The organism is Nocardia sp. MDA0666 (genome assembly GCF_003023875.1).
GTDB classification, from domain to species: Bacteria; Actinomycetota; Actinomycetes; order Mycobacteriales; family Mycobacteriaceae; genus Nocardia; species Nocardia aobensis.
In genome coordinates, this window is sequence record NZ_PYHT01000002.1 from 302,258 (window position 1) to 314,963 (window position 12,706).

11 protein-coding genes are annotated in these 12,706 nt (G+C 69.4%); 3 read left to right on the forward strand and 8 right to left on the reverse strand.

Annotated elements, in window-relative coordinates; genetic code table 11:
- Window positions 1–7: 7 nt before the first annotated feature.
- Window positions 8–403 carry a hypothetical protein gene (locus C8258_RS05985; RefSeq protein ID WP_106954278.1) on the reverse strand — a complete coding sequence of 132 codons (396 nt, stop codon included), beginning with the start codon at window positions 401–403 and terminating at the stop codon, window positions 8–10.
- A gap of 100 nt (window positions 404–503) precedes the next feature.
- Here C8258_RS05985 and C8258_RS05990 point away from each other — a divergent pair, with 100 nt between their 5' ends.
- Window positions 504–962, forward strand: a complete 459-nt coding sequence (locus C8258_RS05990) for a MarR family winged helix-turn-helix transcriptional regulator (protein WP_199195604.1) — start codon at window positions 504–506, stop codon at window positions 960–962.
- A gap of 16 nt (window positions 963–978) precedes the next feature.
- Here the strand turns inward: C8258_RS05990 and C8258_RS05995 are convergent, their stop codons facing one another.
- Window positions 979–1,446, reverse strand: coding sequence for a nuclear transport factor 2 family protein (locus C8258_RS05995; protein ID WP_106954279.1), 468 nt, complete (start codon window positions 1,444–1,446; stop codon window positions 979–981).
- Between the two features lie 10 nt (window positions 1,447–1,456).
- Window positions 1,457–2,041 (reverse strand): NADPH-dependent FMN reductase, encoded by a 585-nt coding sequence (locus tag C8258_RS06000; RefSeq protein ID WP_106954280.1) that lies wholly within the window; start codon window positions 2,039–2,041, stop codon window positions 1,457–1,459.
- 158 nt (window positions 2,042–2,199) lie between these two features.
- On the opposite strand from C8258_RS06000, the gene C8258_RS06005 reads away from it, so the two are divergent.
- The gene (locus C8258_RS06005) at window positions 2,200–2,688 is read left to right on the forward strand and encodes a M15 family metallopeptidase (RefSeq protein ID WP_106954281.1); all 489 of its coding nucleotides are present in this window, start codon (window positions 2,200–2,202) and stop codon (window positions 2,686–2,688) included.
- A 219-nt stretch (window positions 2,689–2,907) separates the two neighbouring features.
- Window positions 2,908–3,150, forward strand: a complete 243-nt coding sequence (locus C8258_RS06010; RefSeq protein ID WP_036501865.1) for a hypothetical protein — start codon at window positions 2,908–2,910, stop codon at window positions 3,148–3,150.
- Between the two features lie 42 nt (window positions 3,151–3,192).
- Here C8258_RS06010 and C8258_RS06015 read toward each other — a convergent pair whose 3' ends face one another.
- The 5 genes from C8258_RS06015 to C8258_RS06035 all read right to left on the reverse strand — a co-directional run bounded on the left by C8258_RS06015 (window position 3,193) and on the right by C8258_RS06035 (window position 12,508).
- Complete coding sequence (locus C8258_RS06015; RefSeq protein ID WP_106954283.1) at window positions 3,193–7,416, reverse strand: TIGR02680 family protein; 4,224 nt, start codon at window positions 7,414–7,416, stop codon at window positions 3,193–3,195.
- 3 nt (window positions 7,417–7,419) lie between these two features.
- A complete protein-coding gene (locus C8258_RS06020) occupies window positions 7,420–8,865 on the reverse strand; it encodes a TIGR02678 family protein (protein ID WP_106954284.1) in 1,446 nt (481 codons plus the stop codon).
- Entirely contained in the window at window positions 8,865–10,373 is a 1,509-nt protein-coding gene (locus C8258_RS06025; protein ID WP_106954374.1) for a TIGR02677 family protein, read from the reverse strand. Before C8258_RS06025 ends, C8258_RS06020 begins: the two co-directional genes overlap by 1 nt.
- Before the next feature lie 159 nt (window positions 10,374–10,532).
- Window positions 10,533–11,297, reverse strand: a complete 765-nt coding sequence (locus tag C8258_RS06030; RefSeq protein ID WP_106954285.1) for a DUF2127 domain-containing protein — start codon at window positions 11,295–11,297, stop codon at window positions 10,533–10,535.
- A gap of 71 nt (window positions 11,298–11,368) precedes the next feature.
- Window positions 11,369–12,508 carry a hypothetical protein gene (locus C8258_RS06035; RefSeq protein WP_106954375.1) on the reverse strand — a complete coding sequence of 380 codons (1,140 nt, stop codon included), beginning with the start codon at window positions 12,506–12,508 and terminating at the stop codon, window positions 11,369–11,371.
- Window positions 12,509–12,706 lie beyond the last annotated feature (198 nt).

The following is a 12,706-nucleotide window of genomic DNA, read 5'->3' on the forward strand; positions in this document are numbered from 1 at the left end:
AGCGGATTCAGGCGAATGCGGCTGCTCTGCGGAGGGCGTCGAGAGTGGTTTCGGGTGAGGTGTTGAAGCAGAAGCGAATTCCCGGCGCTGCCTCCGCGACGAGATTGATGACGCGTTCGAACAGCAGGGTGTGCTCGGGGACGGCCCGCACCGCCCCGCCCACCATGACGAGGTCGAACGATCGGTTCGCCAGCGCCGCGCGGATCTCGTTCTCGGCTTCGTCGGGTGAGGCGGAGACCAGGCACGGTGTGATGTCGAATTCGGTGCCCCGAAGGGCGGCGTTGGCGGCGTCGACCCGGGCTGTGAGTTGCTCCTCGTCCAGATCGGGAAAACGACTGTAGTCCAACGCTCGTGGATGCAATCCGATCGTCAGTGCGCGGAGGCGGGCGGCGGGATCGGTCATCGTTTCTCCTCCGGGAAAGGGGTGACAGCTCGTCCACGTGGGACGATGGGCCTGTTCGGCAATTTAGCTTTGAAATCAAAGGTATTTGAGGGAGAAAGGTATGTCAACGGAGAACGACGGGCTGTCCTTGGACGACAGTGTCCGGGCGATGGTGCTGCTCATGCCGCGACTGGTCGGTCGCGCGAAACGTCTGCCGGTGCCCGAGGCGCTGCGATCGTTCGATCTGGCGCCGCGCCATCTGTCGTTGTTGACGTACGTGCTGTTCGACGGGCCGCTCACGGTCAACGAACTGGCCAGGCGACTGGAGGTGGCGCCGACCACCGTGAGCCTGATGATCGGCGACCTCAGCCGCCAAGGCGTCCTGGAACGCCGCCCCGACGACAACGACCGGCGGCGCACCCTCGTTGCGATCGCCGACGCGCACCGAACGGCCGTGGCGGACTGGCTCGGCGGTGCGGATCGCGGGTGGCGCGCCGCGCTGGGCCCGCTGACCGCGGAGCAGCGGGCCCTGGTCATCACGACACTGCGCGCCTACGAGGAAGCCGTCTCATCCGGCTGACACCGCGCAAGCGCTGTCAGGGCTCGAGATCGACGACGCCGGTGCCGCTTGCGATGTCGAACGGTACCGACACCTGGTCGTGCGCGATCAGCCAGATGCCGTCGATCTTTCGCATTCCGTAGGTGACGCGGACCCACATACCGCTGTTGGCCATCCCGTTCTTCATCGTGCCGTGCAGTCGCGCGAACGCGTGCCCGAATGCCACGTCCTCGCCCACGGTGAACGTCAGGTCGCGAATCTCGTAGTTCACGTCCTCGAAGAACAGGAACACCTTGGCCCAGTTGTCGAGTTTGGCCGCGATACCGACGTGCTGGAGTGGCGGCTCGACATCGAAGGACACCACGTCGGGCGCGTACGCCTGCCGCACCGCCTCGAGATCCTTGGCGCGCAGTCCGTCGATCACCCGGTCGATCTGCCGGCGGATCTCGAATTCGTCGGCCGCGATGCGGTCGGCGCGGGACTGAAAGTCGTTGGATACGGTCATGTTCGGCTCCTCAGGAATTGGCGAGAGTGGTTTCGGCGCCGGCCCGCAGCGGGGCGAGCGCGGTGCTCCACGCGATGACTTGGTCCAGTGTCTTGTCCAACGCGGCGGCATGATGGTCACGCGGGATGAACGTGGTGTGGTTCTCGAAATCGGTGAGCACCGAGATCGAGACCTGGTAGCCCACATCGGCCATGCCCAGCGAGCTGCAGACCGCCCGCAGCTGCACGACCGCGCGGGCGCCGCCGTTCGCGCCGTAGGAGACGAATCCGGCCGACTTGTCGACCCACTCCGCGAACACATGATCGAGGGCGTTCTTCAGCACCCCTGGCATACCGCCGTTGTATTCGGGCGTCACCAGTACGAAACCGTCGAACTGGGCGATCCGCTCGGCCCATGCCCGGGTGTGCGCATGCACCGAGGGGCCGAACATCGGCGGCACCGGCTCGTCCAGATGTGGCAGCGGGTGGTCGCGCAGATCGATCAGTTCGAACTCGGCATCGCTGCGACGCGCTGCCGAGTCCAGAACCCACTGCGCGATCTGCGCACCGTTGCGGTTGGGGCGGGTACTGCCGAGAATGATGCCGATTCTGGTCATTTCCGGAACTCCTGGATGGCTGGAAACTGGTACGTCCTCTACGACGACGCAGCCGCCCGGAATGTCAGGCGGTGCTGGTCCCGGCGGCTCGCGGGCGCGACGGCGGGCCGGCACCCGGTTGCGCGGTGTGCGGATCGGCGCTGGTTACGATCGGTTTCATGCTGCGAGGACTTGCTGGTACAGCCGTGGTGGTCGGTGTGGCGCTGGCCGGGGCCGCGGGACCGGGTCTGGCCCAACCCACCCCTACCGCATTCGCCGCCGGCACCGAGGGGTTGGATCCGCTGCTGGCCGCCGCCTACACGATGGCCGAACGCCAAGCCCACCAGCAGGGCGTGCCGCTCGGGATCGTGTCCGGGCACCGCACCCGCGACGAACAGGAACAGCTGTGGGAGCAGGGCATCGCCACCTACGGCGGTCCCGACGCCGCGCGGCGGTGGGTGCTGCCGCCGGACGAGTCGACGCACGTGAGCGGTAAGGCGATCGACGTCGGCCCGCAGCAGGGCGCACAGTGGTTGCAGGACAACGGGAATCGGTGGGGGCTGTGCCGGACGTTCGACAACGAGTGGTGGCACTTCGAGTTGCAGACCTTCCCCGGCGGCGCCTGCCCGCCCCGGTGGCCCGACGCCAGTGTCCGTCCGCACCGATAGTGCGAAACTCGCGAATCGGATAGCCACCACGCGGTATTCAGCAAACTTTCGGAGACACGCCGATTCTCCTGTCCATAACCGGTGTGGCGCACTCGCGGATGGGGCACTGTAAATGTCTGGCGGTTTCCCGGCAGACGGGCCGGGACGCTCGAAGCGATGGAGGTTCGGGTGCGAGGGCGGGTTCCGGCGCGGCGGAGCGGTGCGATACGTGGCAATGCGGTGCACAGCGAGACCGGACCGGAGATACCCACGGTCCAGCTGATCCCCGAGACCGGTCTGGCCTCGATACCGTGCGGATGGCTGCTGCCGGAACTGCCCACCGCACTGCTCATCGCGGTCTTCGTCGGCACCGGCTGGGTCGGCTACGCCGCCTCCGACCGGCCGATTCCCGATCCGCCGCTGACCGTCGTGGTCGCACCCGGCGACCGGGATTCGTTGTCGGTCACCTTCGGCGACCGCTGAGGGCGTCCGCGCCGAATATGCCCGGTGCGCAACGGGTTACGCTCAGCTGGTCGGTTCCAGCGCCTCGTCGAAGGTGATGCCGCCCTCGACGGTGTGCGGGGTACGGCGCCGGTTGGGGGAGCCCAGGGCGGTGGTCAGGTCGGAGCCGTCGTGTTCGGCCAGCAGCGCCGAGGAATCCCACACCAGCAGCGTCGCGCTGACGGTGTTCTCGGCCGCCGAATGCGCGAGATCGTAATGCGCGCACGCGGGTACGTGATCGTAGGTGATCCACAGGTCGTAGCCGGTCATGAACAGGTCCAGATCGAAATCGACCGACAGGCCGAGCAATTCGCTGCGACCGTTGTCGTCGACGCCGGCGAACGCCTCGTCCAGCGCGAGCAGTCGCGGCGCCTGCGGATCGGCCGAATCCAGCATCACGTGCGCGGCGGCGAACAGCGGAAGATGCAGCGACACCGACTGTTCGCCACCCGAGAGCGCGCTGTGCCGCGCCACGGTGAGCCGATCCTCGGAGCCATCGGCGGTCACCAGGGTGAACGAGAAAACCCGCCACGCGCGGTAGTCCAGCGTGGTGGCCAGGATCTCCGGATAGGAGCGTTCCGGGTGCGCCGCCCGCGCCGCGCGAATCTCGGCGGCGAAATGTGCACGCACCGTGGCCAATTCGCCGGGACCCAGGTCGGCAGCGGCCCGGTCGAGCAGCTTGCACACCGCGCGCGCCGACTCCGACAGATTGTCGGCCAGCACCCAGTGCACACCGATGGTGTTACCCGAGGACATGCGCCGCTGCTTCATCTCCGCGCCCATCCGGGCGATGAGATCGCGGGCGTCGCAGGTGCGTTCATGGATCTGCTGCGCGAGTCCGGTCAGCAGCGCGTCCTCGAGAATGCGCCGTTCGGCATCGGTCAGCAGCAGTTCCTGATCGGCGCGGGCGGCGGCGATGCGGTCGGCGAAATCGGCCAGCGCCGCCATCCCGTTGTCGTCGTGCACCTGCACCACGGTCAGGCCGTCGGCGGCATCCCATTGCAGGCGGTAGTCCTGGCGGGCGGAGGCCAGTGCGGCGTCGAATTCCTGCAGCGCCGCGGTGACCGCGCTGCGGGTCGACTTGCGGGCGGACTCCCCGGCGCGCACGGAAGCGGTGGCGGCGCAGAGGTTGTCGAACAACTCGTGCACCTCGACGGGCAGGACGGCGGTCGCACCCTCCGGCCCGCCAGATTCGATGCGATACAGCAGCTGATCGGCGGTCGACCAGGCCGCTGGTGAACTCGGCCACCGGCTCTCGGTGGGCGCGCCCAGCAGCGAGAGCAGATCGGGCCGCGCGTAGGGGGCGAGGTTGCGGACGTCGGTGAGCAATTCGGTCAACGCCGTGCCGAGCGACTCGTGGGCGGCGCGATAGGCGCCCTCGGCCGACCCGACCGCTTCGATCGCCTCGGCGGCGGCCTTGCGGGCGGCGCGCTGTTCGGCGCGGGCGGCGTCGATGCGCTCGCGGGCCTGCTCGAGTTCGCGGTCGATATCGGCGGCGTCGGCGCCCAGCGCCTCGCGCAGCGTCTCGAGTTTGCGCAGCTGCTCCTCGTAACCGGCGCGGGCGGCCTCCGCCTCCTCGGCGAAAGCCTCGGCCAGATCGCGGGATTCGGCGAGCCGGTCGTTCGCCTCACGGGCGCGTTCGGCCTCGCGCTGCTGGTCGCCGCGCAGTCGCAGCAGCGCGGTGCCGGTGTTCTCGAAATGGCGGACCGCCGCGGCGAGCGCGTCCAGTTCCGCGGGGTCGCGAGGCGCGTTGCGGGCGGCGGCGACCGCGCGGACCTTCTTGTCGGCCGCGGTGAACGCCGAGACTGCTTGGTCCAGATCGTGTTCGGCCTGCGCCACCGCCTCGGTATGCGAGCGCAGCACACCCGCCGCCTCCGAGACCGAACGCAGCGCCGCGATCACCGCACTGCTGCGTGGCAATTCCTTCGCGGCGGCCGCCAGCTGGGCCAACTCGCCGGAGGCCTCGTCGGCGTGCGCGCGGGCGCTCTGCTCGGCGTGTTCTGCGGCGGCGATCTCCTCGGCCAGATCGGCCAACCGCCGTTCCCGGCGCCGCGCCCGGGCGGTGGCGCCGATGAATTCCGCCTGCGGCTTGTGGTGGCGGCCGAGCTGCACGCCCTGCCGGAAACCGCCGTCGCCGCCGACGGCGACCAGATTCTCCGATGCAGGGGAGTCGTTGTCGCTCAGTGCGATCGAGGCCAGGATGTCGGCGAGATGGGTGCGCGAGACCGCGGCGATCGGCGCATCGGAATCGTCGCCGACACCGTCCTCGACGACCAGCACCTGCGCGAGGGTGGGACCGTCGGGCCGTGCGGTGGGCGGCAGCGGGGTCAGGACGATGTCCGAATCAGTCTGCTGCGCTTCGTCGTTCGCTCCGACCCAGGCGTCGAGCAAGCCCGCGGCTTGCAGAGCGGCCTCGATCCCGGCGGCGCGTTCGGCGTCGACGTCGTCGGCGAAGCGCACCAGCCGCCACAGCGGCGCACCGGCACGCATCGCCCGGGAATCGGTGCGGCTCTGCGGTGCCGGGGGCGCGTCGTCCTGTTCGGCCCCGACCCGCTGCTGTTCGGCACGCAGCGCCGCGGCGCGGTCACGCGCCTGATCGGCGGCCGCGCGGGCCTGACGGCGGCGGTCGCGCAGCGTTTCGGTGAGCGATTCACTGTGCTCGGCCAGTACCTGTGGCAGCGGCGGCGCATCGTCACCGCCGGCCTCGGCGAGCGCGGCGTCGAGCGCCTCGAATAATCCGGCGGCTACCGGGGAGTGCAGGTCGCGGTAGGTGTCCCACCAATTACGCAGGGAGGCAGCGGTATTCGCGCGCGCCAGCGCCACCGCGGCCTCCGCCTCGGCCAGTTCGGCGGTGGCGGTATCGCGGTGGCGGCTCGCGCGTTCCACGGCTCGTTCCGCGCGGGTGCGGTCGGCCGCGGCGGCATCGGCCACCGTCATCGCCTGGCGCACCGCGCGCACGTCGGCGTCGCGTTCCTCGGCGTGACTGCGCACGGTGGTGGTGAGCTGTTCGGTGCGGGCCTGTTCGGGCAGCGCGGCCCAGGCGATTCCGGCTTCCTCGGCCGCCGCGCGCAGTTCGTCCTCACCGCGGGCCAGAGCCGCGGCGGCGGTGGTGACCGCGGCGGTGGCGCGTTCGTATTCGTCGCCGCGCTGGTCGGCCGCCTGCTGGGCCTTGGTCGCCTTGTCGCGGTGGACCGCCGCCGAGGTCTCCAGCCGCCGCACCGCATCGGCCAGATCGTCGAGCTGCTGCTTGCCTTCGTAGGCGCTGGAACGCTGCAGCGTCTCCCGATCGGTGAGGGCCTGCTCATAGGCGCGATCGGCCTCCTCGGCACGATGCTCGGCCGCGGTGCGCTCGGACTCGCGTCGCTGCCGCAGCGCCGCGGCCGCGAACAGCGCGGTGCTGCCGTGGGTCACCGCGTCCAACCGGGAGCGCACCTGATCCACATCCGACTTCGCCTGCACGGCAAGGTATTTGCGATAGACGTCGACGAAGGTGCGGGTGGCGGAGTCGGCGGCGACCAACCCCTCGAGCGTGCGGCCGACCTCCTCCATATCGCTGAACGAGCGGGCGGCGTCGAGGATCAGCTGATCGTCGAGCGGGCGCAGGCCGTCGGTCAGCGCCTGCGACAGTCCGCGCGGATCGAGGTTCTTGGCCAGCTGCGGGCGGCGCAGGGTCAGAATCAGATTGATCAACTGGTCGTAGCGCTGCACGCCGAGGCCGAACATGCGCGCGTCGATAGCGGCGCGATAGTCGACGGGGCGGTCCACGATCGCGTCGGTGCCGATCTGCTCGGCCAGCTGTTTGCGGGTGAAGGGCCGATCGTCGGGACCGATCAGCGAGAAGTCCACGCCCACCCGGCCGTCGGCGACGAAATACCACCGTGTCACCTTGTCCGAGGACCGGGTGGCGCGCATACCGATGCCGACGGTCACCACCTCGGGCTCCGACCAGCGCCCGCGCGCGAATTCCATCCAGACGTAGGAGTAGGCCGAATCCTGTTTGCGGTAGAGCAGATTCGACTTCATCGTGCGCTCTTCACCGGCGAACGGATTCAACCGGCGCGGCTCGATGCGGCCGTCGAAGACGAAGGGGAACAACACCTCCAGCGCCTTGGTCTTACCGGAGCCGTTCGGCCCGCGCAGCACCAGCCGTCCGTCCGCGAAGCAGAATTCCTGATCCCGGTAGTCCCACAGATTGACGATCCCGGCGCGGGTGGGAATGAAGCGGACACCACCGTGAATGAGGTCCATGGATTACTCCGTCCCCTTTCCTGAAGTACTGGATCCCGCGGCGCCGGCCGGTGCGGTCGCCGGTTCCGCGGTGGCGTGCGCGCCGAGCGATCGTGCCGAGGCGAACAATTCGGATTCGGCCCGCGTGCGCACGGTGACCACCGCGCCCCGGTAGCGGGCGAGCGCGGGCAGGGCCAGGACGCCGCCGTCGACCGTCTCCACGAGGGACAACCGCGCCAGCAGACCGACCACTTCGGTGGTGAGCCCGCCCACGTCGGCCTGCCATTGGGCGGCGAAGGTCGAACCGTACCGTTCGGTGAGGGCGCGCACCGTCGCGCGAATCCACTCGTCGTCGACGAACGGATGGGTGACCGGCGCAGGGCCTTCCTCGTCGTCGGCCGGATCTTCCGCGTCGACGGGCTCCTGCGGCGCCGTGACCAGCGGCGCGAAGACGGTCGCCGCCGGAATGGCGGCATCGAGTCCGTCGGCCGTGCCGGTGGCGGCGGGCGGGCGCGGTTGCCGGGGAAGTGGATCGTCGATGTCGAGGACCCGGTCGGCGATCTCGCCGATCAGCAGCAGCGCCACCTGCGCGAGCGTTCCGGTGCTGGGGAAGCGCACATCGGAGAACCGGCCGGAGGTGTCGATCAAAGCCACACCCTCACCGCGGCGTTCGGCGCGCAGCCCGGTCAGCAACTCCACCTCCGCCACGATCTTCTCGCTGCCCAGCGCGGATTGCTCGGCAGCACCGAGGGTTTCGGTGTAGACGACCGGCAGTTCGATCAGCGCCCGCCGCACCCGGCGCGCGGCTGCGGCCCGCGACGGCACGGAAGTTGTTGCGGCCGAATCGGTGTCGTCGGACAGCAGGGTGCGCACGCTGTGCAGGTGCTGCAATGCGCGCGGCGGCCGGAAAATCGCGAACACCACCGAGCGGTCGATGTCGTAGAGCGCCTCACCCGCTTCCGGGTCGGCCGCCCAGCCACCGGCGTCGCCGTCGGCGAGAGTCAGTGCGCCGCGGGCGGCCAGCCAGGCCACCGCGTCCACGAACGCATCCCGGTCGGCCGCGCGTTCGGTCGACAGTTCCAGCCCCTCCACCCGCATCGCATAGGCGGCGACCTGATCGGCCAACTCCGACAGCGTGATCTGATCACCGGCGCGACCGAGAGCGGCCAGCGCGAGCGACAGATACGCGTAGCGGCGACGGTCGAAGAGACGATCGCCAGGGGTGCGGGCCGGACGGCCGGTGTCGAGCCGGTCCGGGATCGGGAACAGCCGCGCCGTGGTCTCGGTGACCTCGAGCCGGTAACCGAGCAACTCCGCCATATCCTCGCGCAGTTCGGTGGCCCATCGCCGAATCAGCGGCAGCGCAATGCGATCGGGGAAGGTCCGGGTCACCAGATGATTGGCCAGCAGGACCCGCGCGGCGCGCTGGTAGCTGTCCAATGCCAGCGGGTCGATGGTTTTCGCGTGCATCACGACCGCCCGGAGGCGGTACGGGCGCGGGAGTTCTCGCGCACCTCGAGCCGGCGGTGATCCAGATACAGCAGTCCCTGGGCGGTGCGTACCACCGTGGAGCCGGGATGTTCGCAGACCGTCAGTGTGACGCCGCTGTCGGAGCCGGTCGTGCTCACCCGGCCGCTGACCGGCACCCACGCCGTGGAGGCGGCGTCGAGCAGTCGCAGCAGGACCTCGGTTTCGCGTTCGTCCAGCACCCGGTCGTGCACATCGGCGGCGGCCAGCGACATCGCGGCCGCCGCGCGGGCCCGCTGCGTCTCCAGCTGGGCCTGGCGCAGCCGCCGCACCCCCGCATCGTTGCGCACCAGGCGCGCGGGCGCGCCCGGAGTGGGCTGGCGGCCGGTTTCGGCGAGCGTGCGCGCGATCTCCAGCGGCGCTGCCTCCCACCAGGATCGGTGCGCGGGGATGATGTCGGAGTCGGGATGTTCCATCGACAGATGACGCGGTTTGCCCAATCCGAACACGACGTCGAACAGGGCGTGCGCGCTGTCGGTGGTGGGCGCGGCGGCGAACCAGCCGGCCAGATGCCGCAGCGCCGATTCCCGGCTCACCCCGCCCTTGCGCGTTTCGGTCACGCGGCGCAGCAGCGACAGCACAGCGGCGATCGCGCTCATGGTCGCCTCCCGCAACCGTTCGGCCTCTGTCGCCGGCGCGGATTCGGCGCCGGGGTCGGGCGCGCTGCGGTCGCGGACCGCGACGAACCATCCGCGCAGCCCTTGCCAACGGGCCCGCCAATCGGCCTCGCGCGCCGCGACGTCCAGCAACACCCGCTCGTCACAGGACGCGGCCCGGCTGATCAGCGACTCGGCGCCGGTGTCGTCGACCTCGGCGATCGCGGCCGCCAGCCGGGGCGCGTAGCGGGCCAGATCCATACTGAATTCGCGCATATGCGCCAGCAGCGCATCCTTGTGTGCCAGAAAGGCTTCCGGCGTGGCCTCGGTCGTGCGGACCAGATCGCCGAGGGTCAGGTAGAAATGCGCCGCGCGGTCGGCCAATTCGGACAGCGCGGTGTCGAGCCGCTTCAGGATCCGATACACCCGCTCGGCATCACCGTCGCGATTGGCCTGCGCCAGCGCCTGCAGATCGGCCAGCAGTTCCGGAAGCACCAGCCGCGAGAGCGAGGCCTCGTCCAGGCGCGCGCCCAGTACCTCGTTCACCGCCCGATACGCCTGAAATCCGGCCTGCGAGAACTGATAGACGTAGTGCCGGTTGCGATATTCGGCGAGCGTCGCCGCGCGGGTGCCGTCGTAACTGCGTTCCAGCACACCCCAGGTGTGCAACTGCTCGAGCAGCGGACCGATCTCGGTGGCGGTGGGATGCGGGGCATCCGGCATCCGAGCCAGGGTGTCGGCCACATCGGAGGCGTGCAGCAGCACCACATAGGCGGCGCGGGCATGGTCGAACGCGCGCAGCACCCACAGATAGTCGTTGCGTTTGTCGGCGGTGGCGAAGGAGAACAACCGCAGCCGGTCCGCGCCCTCGATCACGGTCTCACCCCGGGTGGGGGAGACGCCGTCGAACAGTGCGGGTTCGGCGGGCAGCAATCGGTCAGCGGACTCGGTCACCGGCACGAGCGTAATACCTGCCCGCGCGCCGCGGCGGCGCACCCGGGCCTCGGCGTGCCGTCACCCCGCTTCGGTGGCGACCGCGGAGCGTTCCACGGTCAGCAGGCTCTCCTCACTGTGCTCGCGGTGGTAGGCGGCGCCACCGCCGTTGAGGCCGAACAACCGCTTCGACCACAACAACCACAGCACTGCGGCGATGTTGATCACCAGCGCGCCGGCGCGGAGGACGGTGATGCGCTCGGTGAGCTCGTAGATTTCGAGCGGCAGGAAGATCGAGGTGGCGATCACCGCGAAATACTCACCCCAGCGCTGCACGTACCACAGGCCCACGGCCTCCACGAATTCGATGACGGCATAGGCCAGCAACCCCACCGCGATCCAGGTGAGCACGGCCGGCGAGAGCGTCCAGCCCTTCTCGATGAATGCGACGATCTTGGAATTGTCGGGATTCCAGCCGATCTGGTCGGCGAGCGGGCGGATCAGCGGCAGCTCCCGGTCGAAGGCGGCATGCAACTGCTCCTGCGAATTGCGCACCTTGAACACCCCGGCGGCGAGCACCACGAACACCAGTCCGCGCACCACGCGCTCGGTGGCCAGCAGCCGCATGATCAGCCGGTCGCGCAGCAGCCGCCCACGCGGCACCTCGGGCGCCGCATCGGCGGGGCCGCGCCCGCGCGGCTCGCCGATCACGAAATTCCCGCAGCGCAGACACCGCCAGGCCTCGCCTGCGGCCGTCGAAACATGCAGGCGCGCAGCGAGTTCCGCTTCATCGGGGGCGTAGGTGGCGTGCCCGTGCCACGAGCAGCTGCGCAGACTGAAGTCCATTCGTCGCAGCGTACAACCCCGGCGGCCCCGTGCAATTCAGGAACGCAATTCAGCGGCGCAACGCAATCCGCTCAGCTCATCGACAGGACCCGCAACTGCTCGAGGTAGGTGCGGGTGCGGGGATCGGACGGATAGCGTTCGATCATCTCCCGCGCCGCCTCACCCGCGATCCACAGCAGCGACGGCAGCGAGCGGCGTTTGCCCTCGAACGCGCGCATCGCCTCGTCGACCGCGAGCTCCAGATCGCGATCGCGGACCGCCACCACGGCCAAAGTCAGCTGTGCCTCGGAGACGCGCATCGGCTGGCGGACCGATCCGTCGAGGCCCGTGGCGCTGCGGATCACCTGGCGGGCATAGGCTTCCGCCGGGCGGTTGTCACCGGCGACCCGGCAGCAATCCATGGCGTAGAAATCGAATTTCTGCGCGTCGACCACGAAGTGGTTGTCCAGATTTGCCGGATTGTCCAATTGCCGCAAGATATCTCGGCCGCGCTCGAGCGCGCGTTCCATCGCCTCGCGATCACCGATGCGCGCCCACGCCTTGGCCTGCTGCGCGGCCAGCTGCACGCCGACACCCATGCCACGGCAATTGTCGAGGGCGGACTCGGCCACCTCGATCGCGCCGCGATAATTGCCCTGGGTGATGGCGAACCACGCCGCCATTTCCGCACCCCAGCCGACGATTTCGGGATGTTCGGCCTCCTGGCCCAGCGACAGCGCCGCGCGGCGGGTCGCCTCCGCGGCGGTGCGCCGGCCCAGGTCGTAGTCGACACATCCGACCAGCAACGCCACCCAGCCGGCGAGGACCAGCACCTCGCGATGCTGAGCCAGGGTCAGCCGTCCGTCCAGCAGCGAGGTGATGCGCCGCAGCCACGCGGTGCCCTCGGTATGCAGTTCGTGCGGGTCGGCGAAGGGATATTCGCAGCACAGTCGCTCGGCGGTGATGCGAATGGCATCCAGTGTGGCCGAAGAGATGTCGGACATCCGCAGCCGGCCGATGAACTCGAGCGTGTCCATTCCCGTTGACGACAAAAGTTCGTCGTCGCGATTCGGGCGCGCCTTGGGGAAAAACGCCGCGGTGACGGTGTCGAACGCCGCGGCGATGATCGGCGCGTAGAAATCGTCCGGGCGCGACTCGCCCGATTCCCAACGGCGCCAATTGCGTAGGAGGGTACTGTCTGTCGGCAGGTTGTGGGATGACTTCGCGCGCATCGCGCGGACGGCATCCGCTTGGGACCACCCCCGCGCGTCTCGTTCGGAGCGCATCCTGACAGCCCAGACGGGTCGATCGTCACTCACGGCCACGTCTGTAGTATCCCACCAGTTAACGCCGGTGGACCCGATAGGGCACGCGGTTGTCCGTCATTGACATCTGCAATTGCATTTGCAGATGACGGATGCTCGATTCGG

Coding starts and splice junctions, on each gene's coding strand:
- C8258_RS05985 (WP_106954278.1), bottom strand. CDS start 403: ATGACCGATCCCGCCGCCCGCCTCCGCGCACTGACGATCGGATTGCAT.
- C8258_RS05990 (WP_199195604.1), top strand. CDS start 504: ATGTCAACGGAGAACGACGGGCTGTCCTTGGACGACAGTGTCCGGGCG.
- C8258_RS05995 (WP_106954279.1), bottom strand. CDS start 1,446: ATGACCGTATCCAACGACTTTCAGTCCCGCGCCGACCGCATCGCGGCC.
- C8258_RS06000 (WP_106954280.1), bottom strand. CDS start 2,041: ATGACCAGAATCGGCATCATTCTCGGCAGTACCCGCCCCAACCGCAAC.
- C8258_RS06005 (WP_106954281.1), top strand. CDS start 2,200: ATGCTGCGAGGACTTGCTGGTACAGCCGTGGTGGTCGGTGTGGCGCTG.
- C8258_RS06015 (WP_106954283.1), bottom strand. CDS start 7,416: ATGGACCTCATTCACGGTGGTGTCCGCTTCATTCCCACCCGCGCCGGG.
- C8258_RS06020 (WP_106954284.1), bottom strand. CDS start 8,865: ATGCACGCGAAAACCATCGACCCGCTGGCATTGGACAGCTACCAGCGC.
- C8258_RS06030 (WP_106954285.1), bottom strand. CDS start 11,297: ATGGACTTCAGTCTGCGCAGCTGCTCGTGGCACGGGCACGCCACCTAC.
- C8258_RS06035 (WP_106954375.1), bottom strand. CDS start 12,508: ATGCGCGCGAAGTCATCCCACAACCTGCCGACAGACAGTACCCTCCTA.